At 68.5% G+C, this 17852-nt stretch carries 18 protein-coding genes; 12 read left to right on the top strand and 6 right to left on the bottom strand.

Going from position 1 to position 17852, the window contains the following annotated elements; genetic code table 11:
- The first annotated feature begins 34 nt into the window (after positions 1 to 34).
- On the top strand, positions 35 to 637 hold the full coding sequence (locus NC595_RS04405; RefSeq protein WP_253565043.1) for an OmpH/Skp family outer membrane protein: 603 nt from the start codon (positions 35 to 37) through the stop codon (positions 635 to 637).
- Between the two features lie 66 nt (positions 638 to 703).
- On the opposite strand, the gene NC595_RS04410 is transcribed toward NC595_RS04405, so the two are convergent.
- The 3 genes from NC595_RS04410 to NC595_RS04420 all read right to left on the bottom strand — a co-directional run bounded on the left by NC595_RS04410 (position 704) and on the right by NC595_RS04420 (position 3524).
- On the bottom strand, positions 704 to 1411 hold the full coding sequence (locus NC595_RS04410; protein ID WP_253565044.1) for a hypothetical protein: 708 nt from the start codon (positions 1409 to 1411) through the stop codon (positions 704 to 706).
- On the bottom strand, positions 1408 to 2937 hold the full coding sequence (locus NC595_RS04415) for a tryptophan halogenase family protein (protein WP_253565045.1): 1530 nt from the start codon (positions 2935 to 2937) through the stop codon (positions 1408 to 1410). The genes NC595_RS04410 and NC595_RS04415 overlap by 4 nt, the downstream gene beginning before the upstream one ends.
- 68 nt (positions 2938 to 3005) lie before the next feature.
- Entirely contained in the window at positions 3006 to 3524 is a 519-nt protein-coding gene (locus NC595_RS04420; protein WP_253565046.1) for a DUF4405 domain-containing protein, read from the bottom strand.
- Between the two features lie 128 nt (positions 3525 to 3652).
- Here NC595_RS04420 and NC595_RS04425 point away from each other — a divergent pair, with 128 nt between their 5' ends.
- The 4 genes from NC595_RS04425 to NC595_RS04440 all read left to right on the top strand — a co-directional run bounded on the left by NC595_RS04425 (position 3653) and on the right by NC595_RS04440 (position 6602).
- Entirely contained in the window at positions 3653 to 4597 is a 945-nt protein-coding gene (locus NC595_RS04425) for a M14 family metallopeptidase (protein WP_256488883.1), read from the top strand.
- A 210-nt stretch (positions 4598 to 4807) separates the two neighbouring features.
- On the top strand, positions 4808 to 5290 hold the full coding sequence (locus NC595_RS04430; RefSeq protein ID WP_253565048.1) for a DUF924 family protein: 483 nt from the start codon (positions 4808 to 4810) through the stop codon (positions 5288 to 5290).
- 228 nt (positions 5291 to 5518) lie between these two features.
- Positions 5519 to 6028, top strand: coding sequence for a GNAT family N-acetyltransferase (locus tag NC595_RS04435; RefSeq protein WP_253565049.1), 510 nt, complete (start codon positions 5519 to 5521; stop codon positions 6026 to 6028).
- 109 nt (positions 6029 to 6137) lie between these two features.
- Positions 6138 to 6602, top strand: coding sequence for a hypothetical protein (locus NC595_RS04440; RefSeq protein ID WP_253565050.1), 465 nt, complete (start codon positions 6138 to 6140; stop codon positions 6600 to 6602).
- A 56-nt stretch (positions 6603 to 6658) separates the two neighbouring features.
- Here the strand turns inward: NC595_RS04440 and NC595_RS04445 are convergent, their stop codons facing one another.
- Positions 6659 to 7630 (bottom strand): GGDEF domain-containing protein, encoded by a 972-nt coding sequence (locus NC595_RS04445; RefSeq protein WP_253565051.1) that lies wholly within the window; start codon positions 7628 to 7630, stop codon positions 6659 to 6661.
- A 397-nt stretch (positions 7631 to 8027) separates the two neighbouring features.
- Here NC595_RS04445 and NC595_RS04450 point away from each other — a divergent pair, with 397 nt between their 5' ends.
- Complete coding sequence (locus NC595_RS04450; protein WP_017460495.1) at positions 8028 to 8207, top strand: hypothetical protein; 180 nt, start codon at positions 8028 to 8030, stop codon at positions 8205 to 8207.
- A 124-nt stretch (positions 8208 to 8331) separates the two neighbouring features.
- Entirely contained in the window at positions 8332 to 9051 is a 720-nt protein-coding gene (locus NC595_RS04455; RefSeq protein WP_253565052.1) for a UDP-2,3-diacylglucosamine diphosphatase, read from the top strand.
- Here NC595_RS04455 and NC595_RS04460 read toward each other — a convergent pair.
- Positions 9041 to 11146 (bottom strand): hybrid sensor histidine kinase/response regulator, encoded by a 2106-nt coding sequence (locus NC595_RS04460; RefSeq protein WP_253565053.1) that lies wholly within the window; start codon positions 11144 to 11146, stop codon positions 9041 to 9043. The genes NC595_RS04455 and NC595_RS04460 overlap by 11 nt on opposite strands.
- Before the next feature lie 187 nt (positions 11147 to 11333).
- Here NC595_RS04460 and NC595_RS04465 point away from each other — a divergent pair, with 187 nt between their 5' ends.
- The 4 genes from NC595_RS04465 (at position 11334) to NC595_RS04480 (ending at position 16107) form a co-directional block, all read left to right on the top strand.
- Entirely contained in the window at positions 11334 to 12026 is a 693-nt protein-coding gene (locus NC595_RS04465) for an aspartate/glutamate racemase family protein (protein ID WP_253565698.1), read from the top strand.
- A 108-nt stretch (positions 12027 to 12134) separates the two neighbouring features.
- Positions 12135 to 13769, top strand: a complete 1635-nt coding sequence (locus NC595_RS04470; RefSeq protein ID WP_253565054.1) for a carboxylesterase/lipase family protein — start codon at positions 12135 to 12137, stop codon at positions 13767 to 13769.
- An 80-nt stretch (positions 13770 to 13849) separates the two neighbouring features.
- Positions 13850 to 15526, top strand: coding sequence for a diguanylate cyclase (locus NC595_RS04475; RefSeq protein WP_253565055.1), 1677 nt, complete (start codon positions 13850 to 13852; stop codon positions 15524 to 15526).
- Positions 15527 to 15558: 32 nt separating this feature from the next.
- The gene (locus NC595_RS04480; protein WP_253565056.1) at positions 15559 to 16107 is read left to right on the top strand and encodes a DUF6630 family protein; all 549 of its coding nucleotides are present in this window, start codon (positions 15559 to 15561) and stop codon (positions 16105 to 16107) included.
- A gap of 4 nt (positions 16108 to 16111) precedes the next feature.
- Here NC595_RS04480 and NC595_RS04485 read toward each other — a convergent pair whose 3' ends face one another.
- Positions 16112 to 16384, bottom strand: a complete 273-nt coding sequence (locus tag NC595_RS04485; RefSeq protein WP_253565057.1) for a hypothetical protein — start codon at positions 16382 to 16384, stop codon at positions 16112 to 16114.
- 118 nt (positions 16385 to 16502) lie between these two features.
- Between NC595_RS04485 and NC595_RS04490 the strand changes: the two genes are divergently transcribed.
- Complete coding sequence (locus NC595_RS04490; RefSeq protein WP_253565058.1) at positions 16503 to 17837, top strand: Xaa-Pro dipeptidase; 1335 nt, start codon at positions 16503 to 16505, stop codon at positions 17835 to 17837.
- Positions 17838 to 17852: the final 15 nt, after the last annotated feature.

Here is a 17852-nt window from a genome sequence, read left to right on the forward strand (position 1 = left end):
CATGCATCTTCACCTCTCCAACTCCGGACCCATCATGACCCTGCACCGCTCTCTGCTCCTCGCCTCGTTGTTCACCGCCACCACGCTCACGCTGGCGCCACTCTCCGTCGCGCATGCCGACGAAGCCCTCGGCGGCAAGCCCGTCCCAGGCCTGTGCATGATTTCGCGCGAGGCGGTGTTCGCCCAGTCCAAGGTCGGCCAGGCCGCCAGCGAGCGGCTCAAGCAGCTCGCCGAGCAGGAGCAGAACCAGCTCGGCAACGAGCGCGGGCCGCTGCAGAGCGACATCCAGAAATTCCAGCAGGAAGCCCCCAAGCTCGCCGAGGCCCAGCGCAAGCAGCAGGGCGAGGCGCTGCAGCAGCGCATGCAGCAGTTCCAGCAGAAGGCCGGCGAGCTCAACGAGCGCATCCAGCTCACCCGCTCGAAGGTGATGCAGCGCATCGGCCAGCAGGCCGAGCCGATCGTTGCATCGGCCTACAAGAGCCACAGCTGCGGCCTGCTGCTGAACCGTGACGCGGTGCTCGGCGGCAACGTCAGCAACGACCTGACCCCGGACGTGGTGAAGGGCCTGGATGCCAAGATCACCACCCTGAGCTTCAGCCTCGAGCCACTGCCGGCGCAGTCGCAGGGCGGCAAGTAAGTCAGGCGGGAAAACACGCGATGGCGGGTGCCAGGCTCCCCGCCATCGCACGACGGCGCTCCCGGCTCATCCCGGGCGATCGCACGGCGCGTTGTCCAGCAGCGAGTCGACCTTCGCGCGCAGGGCCTGCGTGGACATCGGCGCCCGTATGCCCGTCTCGAGCGCGCCGGCGCGGATGATCAGCCCCTGGCGCATGGCGATCGTGTCGGCCTCCTCGCCCTCGAAATCCAGTCTGTCGCCCGGCACGAGTGCGCGCAGAAACAGCAGATAGTCTTGTCCCGGCAGGTAGGGCCGCTGGTCGCCGTAGGCGTACGAGAGCGTATGTCCTTCTGTATGCACGGTTCCGCCGATTCGCCAGACCCGCACGGCGGATCCGGGGGCGCGCGCCGCGCCCGGCTTGAGCCACTCCCGCACCGCGAATGCCGTGCGGGTCAGCACCGCGCCGTGTGACGGCGTGGCGTAGCCGTGGCTGTCGAGGGCGTGCCCGACGAGGACCTCGGAGGCATGGCAGTAGGCATCGCGCAGGTTCGCGTTCGCTATCCCGATACGCCGGGGCAGTGGTCCGCCGGGCAGTTCGCGACTTTCGAACATGCCCTGTCCGCGGCCGTCGTGTGGCATGCCGCGAAGGTCGTCGTCGGGCAGGTGCCAGTGCGCCTGCATGGCGTGTATGGCGTCTTCATCGCGGGCGTCCTGGCTGCGCACGGGACAGGTGGTGGTCGCCATCCAGGCCAGGAACGCGAGAAGGAGGCGACTGCGCGGGACCCGCGGCATCATGGCGCTATCGTCGCATCGGCCGCCTGGGCGCGGCAGTGGCGGTCGATGTACTCGCGCTGCGTCGGCATTGCCGCGGCGACTTCGGCGATCACCTGCCGCAGGCTCGCCAGGCGGCTGGCGGCGTCGACCCCGGTGCGCAGGTCGGCCAACGGGTCATGGCGTTCCGGCCACACCTCCTGGCCGACCATCACCGCCAGCCAGTTCGGGTTCTGGAACAGCTCCAGGCTCTCGGCCACCAGGCGCCCGTGGCCTCGGAAATGCGCCAGCTTGTAGGCGAGCGGCTCGGGGATCTCCATCGTCGCCACGTGGCGCCACATCGGCTCGTCGCGCGTGTTGGCGTGGTAGTGCAGGATCAGGAAGTCGCGGATGCGCTCGTATTCCACGCCGGTCAGGCGATTGAATTCGGCCGTGGTCACCGCGTCGAAATCGCGGTCCGGGAACAGCGCCAGCAGGCGCGTGATGGCGGTCTGGATCAGGTGGATGCTGGTGGACTCCAGCGGTTCCAGGAAACCCGCGGACAGGCCGATCGCCACGCAGTTGCGGTGCCAGAAGCGCCGCCGCCGCCCGGTGGTGAAGCGCAGCGGCCGCGGCGTGCCCAGCGGCTGACCGGTGAGGTTGTCCAGCAGTACCCGGGTGGCGGTGTCCTCGTCGGTGAAGGCGCTGCAGTACACGTGGCCGTTGCCGACCCGGTGCTGCAGCGGGATCCGCCACTGCCATCCTGCTGCATGGGCGGTGGAGCGCGTGTACGGCGCGAACGTGTCGTCGTGTTCGCAGGCCACCGCCACCGCGCGGTCGCACGGCAGCCAGTGGCGCCAGTCCTCGTAGCCGGTGTGCAGGGCCTCTTCGATCAGCAGGCCGCGGAAGCCGGAGCAGTCGATGAACAGGTCGCCGTCGATCGTCGCGCCGCCGTCCAGCCGCACGCGCTCGATGAAGCCGTCGTCCGCTCGCAGGTCGGTGCCGACGATGCGCCCCTCGCTGCGACGCACGCCACGGGCTTCGGCGTAGCGGCGCAGGAAGGCCGCGTACAGGCCGGCGTCGAACTGGTAGGCGTAGTCCAGCGTGGAGAGCACCTGGCGGCGGTCGGTGGAGGGCAGGGTGAACCTGCCGTCGCGCGCGGCGACCCAGGCCAGCGAGTGGTCCTCCAGCGCGGACGTGTCGCCGCGCGAGCGCTCGCGCAGCCAGTAGTGATGCAGCGGCACCTTGTCGAACTCGGCGCCGATCTGGCCGAACGGATGGAAATAGCGATGCCCGGCGCGGCCCCAGCCGACGAACTCGATGCCGAGTTTGAAGGTGCCCCGGGTCGCGGCCAGGAAGGTGTTCTCGTCGATGCCCAGGGTCTGGTTGAACAGCTTGATCGGCGGGATGGTCGCCTCGCCCACGCCGATCGTGCCGATCTGCTCGGACTCCACCAGCTCGATCCGGCAGCTGCCCTGTAGCGCCTGGGCGAGAGCAGCGGCGGTCATCCACCCGGCGGTGCCGCCACCGACGATGACGATGCTGCGTATGCGGCGGTCGGTCGATTCCACAGTGCTGGGCCCCGGTTCATCGTTCGGAGCGACGATTCTAGGGCGAGCCGGGGATGGAGGGGCGGCGGCTATTTGCGTCCTGTCGCCGCCTTGCGTGCCGGCATCAGCGCGAACAACACCTCGTTGGCGGGCACGGCCGAAGCGCTGGCGATATCGCTGGGCGTGTCGCGCGTCGAGTTTGCCTTGTAGCCGCGCGCCTGCAGCTGCCGGAGCAGGTCGGGTGCCGGCACGCGGACGATCGGTGCGAGGTCCTCCAGCGAGGCGCGGGTCATCAGGGCGATCGTCTGGAAAGCCGGATTGCCGGCGCGCCCCTTGCCCGCGGTGAGGGCGAACGGCAGGGCCACGAACAGCGAGAGCACCAGTGGAACCAGCAGTGTCCGGCGCCTGGCATAGGCCAGCAGCGGCTTCCAGTTCTTGATCATGTGCAGGGCGAACGGCGCCAGCAGCAGCATGCTCAGCCATTCGTGCATGCTGTGGAAGGTGGCCGAGGACCAGTGGAAGAACAGCGCCACGCCGGAGATCGCGGATACGAAGAAGAGCCCGACGGTGAGCGGTGTGCCGTAGCGGTGCGTGAAGTTCTTGAACACGGATTTCCTTGGCTGGGGTGCGAGGAGTGTATTTCGCAAATGATATCTATTCGCATTTGAGTGCTCAACCGGGTGGTACGCCCGCGAGTGGCGGAGAGGTCGGGTGGTAGAGTGGCCGCCCTTTTCCGATGGCATCGAATGAAGGAGTGCAGAACGTGACGACGCCCCAGGCCCCGTACCCGATCGGCATGCCCGGAATCCCCTGGGGGCCGGCGGAAGTCGTGGCCTGGCGTGCCGGACAGCAGCCTCGCCGAAGCTACGCGGAGGACGTGCTCCGGGCGATCGATCGCTTGCGCGAGCGTTTCGACGTGCGTGAATACGGGCGGCTCGACTACGCCCCGGACAGCTACGCGCTGTTCGCGGTGCGCAGCCCGGACTGGCGCGACGACCTGCCGACCGCGGTGGTCACTGGCGGCGTGCACGGCTACGAGACCAGCGGCGTGCACGGTGCGCTGCAGTTTCTCGAGCGTGAGGCGGCGCGCTTTGCCGGGCGCGCGAACCTGCTGGTGGTACCGTGCGTCAGTCCCTGGGCGTACGAGCGGATCCACCGCTGGAATCCGGATGCGATCGACCCGAATCGTTCGTTCCGTGCCGACAGCCCGGCCGGCGAGTCGGCCGCGTTGTGGCGGCTGCTGGCGCCATATCGCGATGTCGCACTGCTGCACATCGACCTGCACGAGACCACCGACAGCGACGAGTCCGAGTTCCGACCGGCGCTGGCTGCGCGTGATGGTGTGGATTTCGAGCCCGGCGAGATTCCCGACGGTTTCTACCTGGTGGGCGATACCGAAAACCCGCAGCCGGCCTTCCAGCAGGCGATTATCGCGGCGGTCGAAAAAGTCACTCACATCGCGCCGGCCGACGAGCGTGGCGAGATCATCGGCTCCCCGGTGGTGGCGCCGGGTGTCATCAACTACGCGCTGAAGCAGCTCGGACTTTGCGCAGGCATCACCGATGCCCGCTACACCACCACCACCGAGGTGTACCCGGACAGTCCGCGCGCCACACCGCAGCAGTGCAACGATGCCCAGGTCGCCGCGGTCTGTGCGGCGATCGATTTCGCATTGGGCTGAGCGCAAGGGGCAAACGACAGCGTGCTCTGGACGCAGGCAAGGCCGGCGGCGCGCTCTCGAGCCGCCGTACCTCCTGCGGTCCTGCCACTGCGTCGAGTCCCCGAGCGGAGAGCCGTGACGCCATCGCCGGCACGGACACTTCGAGGGAGCGCGCGGCATGGTGGAGCAGGTACTGGCGTTCTGGCTCGCGGAGGCGGGTGAGGCTGCCTGGTGACGGCCACCCCGGATTTCGACGATCAGGTGCGTCGTCGTTTCGCCCCGTTGCTGCGGCAGGCCGCGCGTGGCGAACGATGGAGCTGGCATGCCCGGTCGCGCGGCCGCCTGGCGGAGATCCTGGTGCTGGACCAGTTTTCACGGAATATCCATCGCGGTACGCCGGCAGCATTCGCGCAGGACGCGGTGACTCTGGTGCTGGCCCAGGAGGCGGTCGCCGACGACGCCCTGGCTGTTCTGCCTCCGGACGAACGCGGCTTCGTGCTGATGCCATTCATGCACAGTGAGTCGGCGGCGATCCATGTCGAAGCCGAGTGCCTGTTCCGCGAACACGCGCCCGCGCGCAACCTGGAGTTCGAGCTTCGGCAAAGGGCGATCATCGACCGCTTTGGCCGTTATCCCCATCGCAACACGATCCCGGGACGCGCCTCGACCGGGCAGGAGCTGGCCTTCCTGGCCGAGCCCGATTCGAGCTTCTGACGCGTCCATGCGGCCGGTTATCCTGCCGAGGTCCGCGCCATCGCTTGTCGCGGGAGGGCATCGGTCCGCGGCAGAAACGGGACAACGTGACCCGTGCGGCACGCCCGCCGTTCGCGCCTGAGTCGATGGGGCCGGCGATCCGGCCGTTCGCGGGCCAGGCTCTGGCCAGCTGGCGAACAGGCCTGCCCGATAGGCACAATCGCCAATCCGGTCCCCGTGGTGGAAGCCATGATTCTTCGCGATGGCACGGCAGATGACGCTCTGGCCGTTCTTGCCCTCAACCACGCATTCGTCTCGGTACTGAGTCCGCTGGACGACGAGCGCCTGGCGCATCTGGTCGGGCAGGCCACCCTGTACCGGGTGGCGGAGGAAGAGGGGCGCGTCCTCGCCTTCCTGCTTGCGATGAGCGAGGGGGCGGACTACCACAGCCCGAACTACCGCTGGTTCGCCGCGCGCTACCCCCGCTTTCTCTACATCGACCGTATCGTGGTCGCTGCAGAGGCACAGGGCCTGGGCCTGGGTGAAACGCTCTACCGAGGTGCGTTCGGTCATGCGGCATCACGCGGTGTGTCCCTGGTGACCTGCGAATTCGACATTGCGCCACCCAATCCGGCGTCCTCTCGTTTCCATGCCCGCCTGGGTTTCCGCGAGGTCGGCCGGCAGGTCCTGGGTGCGGGCAAGGAGGTATCCCTGCAAGCGCTCGCTCTGGCCGATGCCGTGCTGCGCCCGCCCGATTGACCCGCCCCGGCGCCCTCCGGGAGTCGGGAGGGAGTGATCGCCGTATCGTGCTAACTTGCGATCCGGTCGCCGGTCCTTGCGGCACCAATCGCACCAGGGAGGAAAACACGTGAATTACTGGAAGCTGTTGGTGGCAGTGGTTTCGCTGGGCGCCTGTGGGGTCGTCGTGGGCCAGGAAGCGAGTAACCAGGGAATGGCTGCCCAGAGAGCGCTGGATGAGGCGAATCGCCGTGCGGTGATGTCGCGCGAGGAATCCTTCCGGTTCGGCAATGACCAGGCGTGGAAGTCCGGCATGATCTCTCTGGCCACCGCACGCAAAAGCCTCGCCAAGGAATGGGAGAAGCTCGGCCTGTCACCCGAGATGGCCACCACCGTCGCCAACACATATCGTGCGGACAGCTCGTCGTTGTTGAGCCACCCGCCGCTTGAAGGGCGCAGTGACAAGGAGGTTTCGGGAATGATCCAGCAGGCGCTGGTATCCAAGAATTACCGCATGGCCAATCAGTTGCTGATCGACTTCGAGCGGAAAAAGCTCCACGCCGAGCCCGTGTCGAGCAAGCCGCCGTCGCACTGATTCCGTTCCGGACCGGGGATCGCGCGCGTGCGGCCCCGGTCCGGCCGGTAGCGGCATCAGCTGCTGCGCGAACCGGCGACGATCCGGTTGCGGCCACGCTGCTTGGCCAGATAGAGCGAGCGGTCCACCTCGGCGATGAAGCTCAGTGGCGGCTCGTTGTCGTCCGGGATGCGGGTACCCACGCCCATGCTCACGGTAAGCACCCCGGCCACCGGTGAGGCGCTGTGCGGGATCGCCTCGGCGGCGATGGCATCACGGCAGCATTCGGCGACCCGCAGCGCCGAATCCGCGTCCGTATCCGGCAGCACCAGCACGAACTCCTCGCCGCCGAAACGCCCGATGAAATCGCGCGGCCGACCGGTGGCGGTATCCAGCAGGCGGCCGACGCGACGCAGGCAGTCGTCGCCGGCGACATGGCCATAGCGGTCGTTGTACTGCTTGAAGTAGTCGATATCGATCATCACCACCGACAGCGGACGCCGACTCTCGCGTGCCTGGTGCCACTCGCGCTCGAGCACGCTCTCGAAATGGCGACGATTGCCCACGCCGGTCAGGCCGTCCTTGAATGACAGCCTTTCGAGCTCGCGTTGCAACTCGAGCAGCTTCTGTTCGGTCTTCTTGCGCTCGCTGATGTCGAACATGAATCCAACCAGCGCTTCGACTTCACCCTGCTCGTCGCGGACCACGTGCACGACGTCGCGGATCCACACGTAGCGGCCGTCCCTGGTAAGGGCGCGGTAATCCGCCTCGTGGTCGATTCCCGCCTTGGACTGCGCCACGCAGAAGTCCACCGCCCATGCCCGCTCATCCGGGTGCATGCGCATCGCCCAGTCCTCCACCGTCTTCCAGCTGGAGGGTTCCCATCCGAGCAGTTCCTCGATCTGCGGGCCGATGTAGGTGAACGTCGCCGTCGCCCAGTCGATCCTCCAGGGAATGGCGCGGGTCGACTCCAGCAGGGTCTTGTAGACGGCCGGGTCGGTAGCGAGGGTCGGGTCGGAGCTGTCGTGCGGTTGGCTGGAGTCGGACATGGGGGAGGCGCGTGTCGAATGGAGGTCGGATCATAAGCAAACCCTGGACCATGCGTTGCCCGCCCCCAATCCGATCATCGGGGGGGGGGCTGTGTCGGCCGGCGCGCCACGGCGCAAGTCGTCGCACTTGGGACGATCGGGAAGGGGGGGCAGAATGTCGGCTTACGCCTACAAAGCGTCATCCTTTTGGCCTATTGGCCGAGACTTTCCGCAGTAGCATGCTCCGCGGATAGCACCTACCTGGACCAGGACGGCCGGGCGGCCGGCACAACGGATGATGCGGAAGCCCTGGGCAGGATGTAAGAGCGTTTCTTCGTGGTGGGGCAACCACCCCCGTTGCCCTTCTCTTGACGCCCGGCCCCGGGCGTCCTTTCTATTCTGTGCGGAGCGGACGGCCATGCTGGAAGTGCGCGACAGCAAGAACGGTTTCATCGTCTACGACAGCGATGCGGACGAAGAGGTCATGGTCTTCACCACGCAGCGCGACGCGGATTCGTTCGTCGCCGAGTTGGTGATCGCCGAAGAGCACGCCAAGCTGCAACGCTGGTCGTTGGATCGGGTGCCGGCCACCTGGTGAACCTGCTTCGGGAGCCCTCCTGCGACGGTTTCCGCCCGCGCAGCCGGGCCGGCCTCCCGCAACAGGGCACAATGGCGCGATGGTCATGCACGCGCCTCGAATGAATATCCCCCGAGCTTTCCTCATGTCCGACTTGCACCTGGAGGCAGGTCGGCCGGAGCTGACGGCGATCTTCCAGCGATTTCTGGCCGGCTGCCCGGGCCGCGTCGACGAGCTGTTCCTTCTGGGCGACATCTTTGAGGCCTGGATCGGCGACGACGACGATGCGCCCTGGCTCGTGCCGGTGGTGGATGCGCTATGGCGTACCAGCGATGCGGGGGTACGCATCTTTTTCCAGCACGGCAACCGCGATTTCCTGCTGGGCGAGGCATTCGCCGCGCGTGCCGGGATGATCCTGTTGCCGGAGTCGCTGTCGCTGGACCTGGGCGGGGTCGCCACGGTCCTGTGCCATGGCGATGCGCTCTGCACCGAAGACGCGGACTATCAGGCGTTCCGGGCCCGCTCGCGCGATCCCGCCTGGCAGGCCCAGATTCTGGCGATGCCGCTCGAGGCCCGTCGCGGACTGGCGCGACAACTGCGCCAGGAGAGCATGGACGGACAGCAGCGCCGGCTTGCCGAGGGTGGTGTGCTGACCGATGTGAACGAGGCGGCGGTCCGTGACTGCATGCGCGACCATGGTGCGATGCGGCTGATCCATGGCCACACGCATCGGCCAGCCGTCCACGGCGTGGCGCTCGATGGCGGAAGCGGCGAGCGCGTGGTGCTGGCCGACTGGCGCTCCGAGGGCGAGGTGCTGGAGGTGCGGTCCGACGGAAGCATCCGCCGCCACGCGCTCAGGGGCTGATCGACTCCCATTGTCGCCAGAGGTCGTCCAGTACGTGGCGGACATGCTGTTGCAGTCGGGCTTTGGCTGCCGCTTCGCCCTTGCCCGATCGGACCGCATCGCGCAGCCCGGTGCACAGCGCTTCGCCGTCGTCGTCGCCGATTGCCAGAAAGACGTTCTTCATCTCGTGAAGCAGGCTGGCGGTGTCGCCGCCGCCGTCGCTCTCCTCCAGCACCCGATCCAGCCGTGACAGCTCGCGGTGGCCGAGACGGATGTAGTCGCGCACCTCGTCGGAGGGTGCAAGTGTCCGCAGCAGGTCGATCGAGATGCGCCCGGTCGCGGTTCCGGCCCTGGACGTCGCCGTCGTCCCGGTGGCCTGTCCGGCATCGCCGACCGCCGCCAGCAACCGGTCGAGCGCGATCGGCTTGGTCAGGTAGCCCGACGCCCCCATCGCGAGGGCGCGCTGCACCACCTCGGCGTCCGAGTCGGCACTGAGCATGAGCAGTCGCGGTCGCGGGCCAGCCTGCGCCTTGGCGAGGGCGGCCAGCACGTCGAGTCCGGACATGCCTGGCATATGCACGTCGAGCAGCAGCAGGTCGAACGTGTCGCCATGCTGTAGCCGGGCGATCACCTCGTTGCCGCTGCGCGCGGTGGAGACCACGTGGCCGGCGCGCTCCAGCAGCCGGGTGACCACTTGCCGGTTGGCCTCGTTGTCGTCCACCACCAGGCAGTGCCGCGGCGGAAACCGGCGACGGTGGTCTTCGAGCAGTTGGAGGACGTCCGCGTCACCTGGCAGCAACGTGCCGGCCGGTGCACGTGCCAGTGGCAGTTCCAGGCGGAACACGCTGCCACCGCCCTCGCGGTCGTGCACGCTTATCGTGCCGCCGCTGTGGTGTGCGAAGCCCTGCACGATGTGCAACCCGAGGCCGACGCCCTCCTCGCGGCGCGCGTGACCGTAGCTGATCTGCACGAAGGGATCGAAGATTCGTGCGCGGTCCGCGGCCGGTATGCCGGGTCCGCTGTCGGCGACCTCGAGCGTGATCTGGCGATCGGTGCAAGACGCATGCAGCGACACGCGCCCGCCCTCGGGCGTGAACTTGATGGCGTTGCCGAGCAGGTTGGTCAGCACCTGCTCAAGGCGACCGGCATCGCCGATGGCCAGCAGCCCCGCCGGACTGTCGTCGTGCAGCGTGATGGCGAGCTCTCTGCGGTCGGCCAGCGGCTTCATCATTTCGAAGGCCTGCCGAACGACCTGGCGTAGATCGAACGGCTCGCGCGCCAGCCCGAAGCGGCCTGCGTTCAGGGCTGCCACGTCCAGCACGTCGTTCACCCTCTGCAGCAGCGAGCGGGCGTTGACCTGCACCGCGCGCAGGCTCTCCCGGTCGTCGTCGGACAGGCGCCCGGAGTCGATCAGCGAGGAAGCATGGATCACCGTGTTCAGCGGCGTGCGCAGCTCGTGACTCATGGTCGCCAGGAAGCGGCCCTGGGCGTCCCGCGATGCCAGCGCTGACTGCGATACCTCCGCCAGCAGCGCGAGCAGCCGGTTCACCGTCATCGGCAGGCCGCAGAGCAGCAACAGCGCGAATGGGATGAATGCCGGTCGCACCGCCCAATAGCCGGATGGTGCGGCCAGGCCCACCACCAGTACGGTGCTGGCCATGCAGGCCAGGAATGCCCGTCGTCCCAGTCGGGCACCTACCAGGATGGTGGTGAATGGCAGCACCGCGATCATCGAGATCGAAATGTTCCATGCCAGGTGCAGCATCAGGCCGATGCCCAGCACGTTGGCGATGGCGCCGGCGGTATCGATACGGTCGCCGTCGGGAATCCACCCTTGCCTCACACCCACTGCCCATACGACCGCCAGCCACAGCAACAGGGGAACCCAGGGCAGCAGCCGGGCGGCCTCCAGCGGCAAGGTGTTGCCCTGGCTGGGCGGGCCGGCGTAGCGGGCCCACCAAACGGTCCACAGCGAGACCAGCGCCAGGAAGCCGACGCGGCGCAGGCTTGCCTGCCGTTCGCCGTAGCCTGCCACCACCCGGTCGAGCCGTTCGTTGGCGAGGCGTCGTGCGATCTGGCGCAGGGAGGTCGAAGGTGCCAGGGTCGGGCGTTCCATGGAATCCGCGGTCGAAGGGACGTCGATCGACATTCTCGCAGCGTCGGGTCGGCGCTGTCCGCCCGGAGGAGTGGACCGGGCCGGCGCCGGGCCCGATCCTGTCCGGCAACCGCGCATTCCGCGACGCCCATGGCGTAGCGTTGCGCCTTGCCTTTGCCGACATCAGGGAAGCACCGCCGTGACAACCATGAGAACGATCGGACTGCTGGGCGGCATGAGCTGGGAATCGACCGTTCCCTATTACCGGCTGATCAACGAGGCCGTGAGGCAGCGGCTGGGCGGCCTGCATTCGGCCAGACTGTTGCTGCACAGCGTGGATTTCGCCGAGATCGAGGCGTTGCAGCGCAGCGGCGACTGGGAGGCCGCCGGGCGCCAGCTCGCGGCCGCGGCACGGCGGCTGGAGGTGGCTGGGGCCGAGCTGCTGCTGATCGGCACCAACACCATGCACAAGGTCGCCCCAGCGGTCGAGGCGGCCATCGGTATCCCCCTGCTGCATGTGGGAGATGCCACGGCGCGGGCGGTGCGCGCGGCGGACATCGCGCGCGTGGGGCTGCTCGGCACGCGCTTCACGATGGAGCAGGCGTTCTACGTCGATCGCCTCGCCTCGCACGGTCTGGAGGTGCTGGTGCCATCGTCCGCCGAGCGGGAGGAGGTGCATCGGGTGATCTACCAGGAGCTGTGCGCCGGTCGCTTCGAGCCGGCTTCGCGCGCACGCTTCCGGCAGGTCATGGCCGATCTGGTGGCGCGCGGTGCGCAGGGCGTGATCCTCGGTTGCACCGAGATCGGCCTGCTGGTCGATGTGGGTGACGCCAGCGTGCCGCTGTTCGACACCACGCGCCTGCATGCACTGGCCGCAGTCGAGCTGGCGCTGGGCGGTTGATAGACGCGCGGCGGCCATCGCATCGATGGCGAGTCCGTGCATTGGCTGGCCGGCGCGGCCTGTTCTAGGCTTGGTCGCTCCCCGTCCGCCCTCCATGGAGATCCGCCGATGCCACGTTCGTCCCTGCTGCAGTGTTGCCGATGGTCGCCGCTCCTGTTTCTCTTTGTGGCGCTGACGCTCCCGGCCGGCGCCGCGTGGGCCGGCGGTGTATCGGCGCCGCACGCCCGGATTTCAGGTGGCACCGTGGCCGGCAAGCAGGCCACCGTCGATGGCGTGGCGTTGCAGGAATTCCAGGGCATCCCCTATGCGGCGCCACCGCTCGGTCCCCTGCGCTGGAAGCCGCCGCAACCGGTGGCGGCATGGCAGGGCATGCGCGAGGCGACCGCTTTCGGGCCGCGCTGCATGCAGCTGCCGCTGTTCGGCGACATGGTGTTCCGCTCGCGCGGCATGAGCGAAGACTGCCTTTACCTGAACGTCTGGGCGCCGGCTGACCGCAGCAACGGGAAGCGCCCGGTGCTGGTGTACTTCTACGGCGGTGGCTTTCTCGCCGGCGACGGTTCGGAGCCGCGTTACGACGGTGCCAGCCTCGCGGCGAAGGGCCTGGTCACGGTCACGGTGAACTATCGCCTGGGCGTGTTCGGATTCCTGGCCACGTCGTCGCTTGCGGCCGAATCGCCGCAGCACGCCGCCGGCAATTACGGGCTGCTTGACCAGGCGGCCGCTTTGCGCTGGGTGCGCGCCAACATCGCGCAGTTCGGCGGCGACCCCGCTCACATCACCATCGGCGGCGAGTCGGCCGGCTCGATCTCGGTCAGCGCACTGATGGCCTCGCCCATGACCAGGCACCTGATCGTCGGCGCGATCGGCGAGAGCGGCGCGTTGATCGCCCCGATCGCGCCGCAGGCGCGCGCGCAGGCGGAAGCCACCGGCGCGGCGTTCATGAAGCAGGTCGGCGCGGGCTCGTTGGAGGCACTGCGTGGCATGCCGGCGGCGACCCTGCTGCAGGCGAGTAGTCCCCAGGTTGCGCCGGCGCCCGGGTTCTCACCCGATATCGACGGTCTGTTCCTCACCGAGCCGCCGGCCGACACGTTTGCGCGCGGCGCGCAGGCACAGGTGCCGCTGCTGCTCGGCTCCAATTCGCAGGAAGGTTTCTACCCCGCGCTGCTGAAGAACGAGCCGCCGACCCCGGCGAACTATCGTGCCGCGCTGCAGCGGCTGTTCGGCGATCGCGCGGACGAGGCGCTGCGGCTGTATCCCGGCGCGACGCGCGAGGAAGTGATGCGCTCGGCCACCGCACTGGCCGGCGACCTGTTCATCGCGCACAGCACCTGGCGCTGGATGGAGCTGCAGCATGCGCACAGCGCCGCGCCGGTGTACTTCTACTACTACGCCCATCCGCGCCCGGCCAAGCGCGAGCCGGCGGCGGGCGAGCAGCCGGACCATGGCGCCGTGCACAGCGGCGAGATCGAGTACGCACTGGGCAACCTGGATGGCAACCACGTCTACGCATGGACGTCGGCTGACCGGGCCGTGTCGCGCACCATGCAGGACTACTTCGCGAATTTCATCGTGCACGGGGATCCCAACGGCGCAGGCCTGCCGCAGTGGCCTGCGGTCGCCGCCTCGCACGGCGGCCTGCTGCGGCAGACGATCGATGTGGATACCCGTACCGAGGTGGACCGTGGCGCGGCGCGGCAGGCGTTCCTTCGCGAATTCCTGGCCGTGCATCCCGATCCACTCTGAGTTCGTAGAGTTTCCACCACCTCACGATCCGCTCATCCGGGCGGAGGCATGATTTCCCGCGGTTGAGCTGGAGTCTGTCCATGATCGCTCCCGATCCGGAAACCGAAGCCCGGCGCCTGGCCAGGCTGCGGACGCTCTCGGTGCTGGACACCGCGCCGGAGCCACTCTTTGATGGGCTGGCGCAGGCGGCAGCCGCGGCCCTGGGCACCCCGATCGCCGCGGTAAACCTGATCGACGCGGATCGCCAGTGGACCAAGGCCGGCGTTGGCGTGGAGGTCGGCGCCAGCCGTCCGCGCAGCGAGGCGCTCTGTGCGCATGCCATTCTCGGCGACGCCGTGCTCGAGGTGTCCGATGCCCGGCGCGACCCCCGCTTCGCCGACAACCCCATGGTGAGCTGCCCGGGCGGCATCCGCTTCTACGCGGGCGCGCCGATCACCCTGGACGACGGCTCGCGGCTTGGTGCGCTGTGTGCGGTGGATCGCCAACCCCGTACGCTCAACACGTCCCAGCGCGAACTGCTTCAGTCGCTGGCCAGGGTGGCATCCGAGGCCCTGCAGCTGCGACTGGATTCGCTCGAGCGGGAGGTGCTGCTCGAGCGCACCGGTCGCCTGGCGCAGGTCGGCGGATGGTCGTTGGATCTTTCCGGCAATGTGCTGCGCTGGTCTCCGCAGACGTTTCGCCTGCACGATCTTCCGGTCGGAGCCGCGCCGTCGCTCGAGCAGGCGCTGGCTTTCTATCCGGCCGAGGCGCGGCAACGGCTGGTGCAGGCGATCGAACGCGCCCGTCGCGAGGGTGGCGACTGGGATCTGGAGCTGCCGCTGGTGACGGCAACCGGGCGCAAGCTCTGGGTGCGCGCCATGGGTCGGGTGGAATACCTCGACGACGGCCAGCCGCACCGGCTGGTCGGCGCGATCCAGGACATCAGCATCCGGCGCCAGGTGACGACCGCGCTGGAAACCAGCGAGCGCCGCTTCCGCCAGATGTTCCAGTACAGCCCCGGCCTGATCTGCACGCATGACCACGAGGGCGTGCTGCTGTCGGTGAACCCGGCCGCGGCGCGCGCCCTCGGATACTCGGTGGGCGAGTTGCTGGGCCGGCCGCTTTCCGACTTCATGCCCGAATCGCGCCGCCCCGCGTTCCGCGACTACCTGCTGCGGATCATCACCACCGGGAGCGACAGCGGCGTGATGGAGCTGCTGGCCAAGGACGGGCGACACCTCATGTGGCAGTACCACAACGTGCTCGACGACGAGGCGGACGAGCCTTACATCCTGGGCCACGCCCAGGACATCACCGAGCGCTTCGAGATGGAGCAGCAACTGCGCGAGTGGTCGGTGCACGACGCGCTGACCGGCTGCTACAACCGGCGCTACCTGGCCGAGCTGGAGGCCGGCCCGTCGCGCCGCTGGGGCTGTATCACGGTGGACCTGGACCACTTCAAGCAGGTCAACGATACCTACGGCCACCAGCGCGGCGACGAAGTGCTGCAGGAGATGGCGCACTTCCTGAAGAGCCACGTGCGCGCAGGGGACGCCGTGGTGCGCCTGGGCGGCGACGAATTCCTCATGCTGCTGCGCGACGCCGACGACGAAGTGACCGCCGAGGCGATGCTGCGGATCGACCAGGACCGGGCGACGGCACCGATCGGCTTCACCCTGGGCGCGGCCAACTTCGGTGGCGAAGTGTCCCTGGACGAGGGTCTGGCCGAGGCGGACCGTCGCCTGTACGCGCAGCGGGCGCTGGATCGCGGCGGCTGAGCGGCTTTCCTCGCGCGGGCGTTCGCGCCAACATGCGCATCCCGCGCGCATCGCGCACCGCCGGCAGCACCGCCATGCACGAGTTCGACGACGATCCGGCCGACGATTCCGACGACTCGCTGGAAGCGCGCGTATGGCAGCTGCTGCTGCTGGTCAACCCGGGCGACGAGGACACCGCGCTGCGCCACTTCGCCACCTGGCGCGACGTGCAGGCCGAGTCCGACGGCCTCGCCGATCCGCTGGAAACGATCGGAGAGGTGATCGACTGGAGTGCCGGCTTCCGCGTCGAGGACGCGACCACCCTGGTGCAGGCGCTGGATGAGCTGGCGGCGCGCTGGAACCTGGCGATCGACTGGGGCGGCGATGCCGACGACGACGATTTCCTCGGCGCCCACGAGGTGCCGGACCTGTTGGCGATCGCCTACGACCGACTGCTCGAGCACCGCTACACGGTGTGGATCTACGAATCGCCGGGGGCCACCTGGGCCGGCTGGATCACCCGCACCGACGAGGCCGAACCGATGCGCGAGGTGGCCACCGCACTGGGCGTGAACCTGCGCCCCGCCTGCGACGCCGTTTGAGCGGTCAGTCCGGTTCGCCCGGGGCGTCGTCGAAGCCGGTGTAGTCGTCCGGGAACTGTGGGGTGCCGTCTTCCTCCAGCCCGGACAGGTCTGCCAGCGCCCTTTCGGCGGCGGCCTCGGCCTTGTGCGGGTCGCGGAAGCTGCGGTTCTCGCAGATCGCGTAGTACACGGGGAACCCGCCTGCCAGCGGGGTGACCGCCAGCCATGCGGTGTAGCGCGACCCTTCGAGGGTGGCCCCCGAACGGACGTGGTAGCGGTCGAAGCGGCGCTCGGCCATGGACGATCTCCTGTGGCAGGTGCAGAAGTGTAGCGGCGCATGCGCCGAACGTCGGGCTGCCCAGTCATGCGGGCTGCCGGTAGAGTCGGCGGGCCATTCCACCCAGGGGGAGCTCTCGATGTCCAAGCGTTCGTCTTTCGTCCCGCGCCTGCTCTGCGGCGCCGTCCTTGTTGCGCTGGCCGGTCAGGCTCTTGCCCGCGACACTTCGCCTGCCGCGCCGCTGACCGCGGTGAGGGCCGCACACTGGATCGACGCCGAGTCCGGCCGCGAGCGCGGCCCGGTGGTGGTACTGGTGCGGGGCGAGCGGATCACCGCGGTGAACGAAGGCACCGCCGTACCGGCTGGCGCCAAGCTGATCGACCTGGGCGATGCGACCCTGCTGCCCGGCCTGATCGACGTGCATGTGCACCTGACCTCCGACCCGACCACCGGTACCGGCAACTACTACCAGGACGCACTCACCCTGGACGTGATCGACGACGCGGTGATCGCACCGACGCTGGCCAAGCGTACGCTCGACGCCGGCTTCACCACCGTGCGCAATGTCGGTGCGCCCGGCTATGTCGACGTGTCGCTGCGCAACGCGATCGACCGCGGGCTGATCCCCGGCCCGCGCATGCTGGTGGCGACCGTGCCGCTGGGTTCGACCGGCGGCCATGCCGACGACACCACCGGTTTCTCGCCGGACATCCATTTCGAGGGACCGACCGGCGTGGCCGACGGCGTCGATGCGGTTCGCGCGCGCGTGCGCGAGGATGTCAAGCGCGGCGCCGACGTGATCAAGTTCATGGCCAGCGCCGGCGTGCTCAGCAACGAGGCCTCGGTGGGCGCGCCGCAGTACACCCAGGCGGAGATGGACGCGATCGTCGACGAGGCGCACCGCTGGGGCAAGAAGGTGGCGGCGCACGCGCACGGCGCCGAGGCGATCAAGATGGCGATCCGCGCCGGGGTGGATTCGGTCGAGCACTGCAGCTTCATCGACGCCGAGGGCCTGAAGATGGCCAAGGCGCGCGGCACCTACCTCGACTTCGACATCTACAACGACGACTACATCCTGGCCGAGTACGCCAAGCTCGGTACGCCGCCGGCGCAGATCGCCAAGGAAAAGCTCGTTGGCCGCGTGCAGCGGGAAAACTTCCGCAAGGCGGTCGAGGCCGGCGAGAAGATGGCCTTCGCCACCGATGCCGGCGTGTATCCGCACGGCTGGAACGGCAAGCAGTTCGCCAAGATGGTGCAGTGGGGCATGACGCCGATGCAGGCGATCCAGTCCGCCACCTGGAATGCCGCCGACCTGCTCGGCTGGCGCGACCGCGTCGGCGCGATCAAGCCGGGCCTGTACGCCGACCTCGTTGCGGTGAAGGCCGATCCGCTCAAGGACGTCGGCGTGCTTGAGCACGTCGACTTCGTGATGAAGGGCGGCGTGGTCGATCGCAGCGACATCGGCGAGCGTTGATCTCGCGCGCCCCTG

The organism is Dyella lutea, assembly GCF_024158035.1.
Taxonomy (GTDB): domain Bacteria; phylum Pseudomonadota; class Gammaproteobacteria; order Xanthomonadales; family Rhodanobacteraceae; genus Dyella_A; species Dyella_A lutea.

What these genes read in the sequence shown, in the direction of transcription:
- NC595_RS04405 (WP_253565043.1), top strand. Translation starts at nt 35, where the DNA reads ATGACCCTGCACCGCTCTCTGCTCCTCGCCTCGTTGTTCACCGCCACC.
- NC595_RS04410 (WP_253565044.1), bottom strand. Translation starts at nt 1,411, where the DNA reads ATGATGCCGCGGGTCCCGCGCAGTCGCCTCCTTCTCGCGTTCCTGGCC.
- NC595_RS04425 (WP_256488883.1), top strand. Translation starts at nt 3,653, where the DNA reads ATGGCATCGAATGAAGGAGTGCAGAACGTGACGACGCCCCAGGCCCCG.
- NC595_RS04435 (WP_253565049.1), top strand. Translation starts at nt 5,519, where the DNA reads ATGATTCTTCGCGATGGCACGGCAGATGACGCTCTGGCCGTTCTTGCC.
- NC595_RS04445 (WP_253565051.1), bottom strand. Translation starts at nt 7,630, where the DNA reads ATGTCCGACTCCAGCCAACCGCACGACAGCTCCGACCCGACCCTCGCT.
- NC595_RS04450 (WP_017460495.1), top strand. Translation starts at nt 8,028, where the DNA reads ATGCTGGAAGTGCGCGACAGCAAGAACGGTTTCATCGTCTACGACAGC.
- NC595_RS04455 (WP_253565052.1), top strand. Translation starts at nt 8,332, where the DNA reads ATGTCCGACTTGCACCTGGAGGCAGGTCGGCCGGAGCTGACGGCGATC.
- NC595_RS04460 (WP_253565053.1), bottom strand. Translation starts at nt 11,146, where the DNA reads ATGGAACGCCCGACCCTGGCACCTTCGACCTCCCTGCGCCAGATCGCA.
- NC595_RS04465 (WP_253565698.1), top strand. Translation starts at nt 11,334, where the DNA reads ATGAGAACGATCGGACTGCTGGGCGGCATGAGCTGGGAATCGACCGTT.
- NC595_RS04470 (WP_253565054.1), top strand. Translation starts at nt 12,135, where the DNA reads ATGCCACGTTCGTCCCTGCTGCAGTGTTGCCGATGGTCGCCGCTCCTG.
- NC595_RS04475 (WP_253565055.1), top strand. Translation starts at nt 13,850, where the DNA reads ATGATCGCTCCCGATCCGGAAACCGAAGCCCGGCGCCTGGCCAGGCTG.
- NC595_RS04480 (WP_253565056.1), top strand. Translation starts at nt 15,559, where the DNA reads ATGCGCATCCCGCGCGCATCGCGCACCGCCGGCAGCACCGCCATGCAC.
- NC595_RS04485 (WP_253565057.1), bottom strand. Translation starts at nt 16,384, where the DNA reads ATGGCCGAGCGCCGCTTCGACCGCTACCACGTCCGTTCGGGGGCCACC.
- NC595_RS04490 (WP_253565058.1), top strand. Translation starts at nt 16,503, where the DNA reads ATGTCCAAGCGTTCGTCTTTCGTCCCGCGCCTGCTCTGCGGCGCCGTC.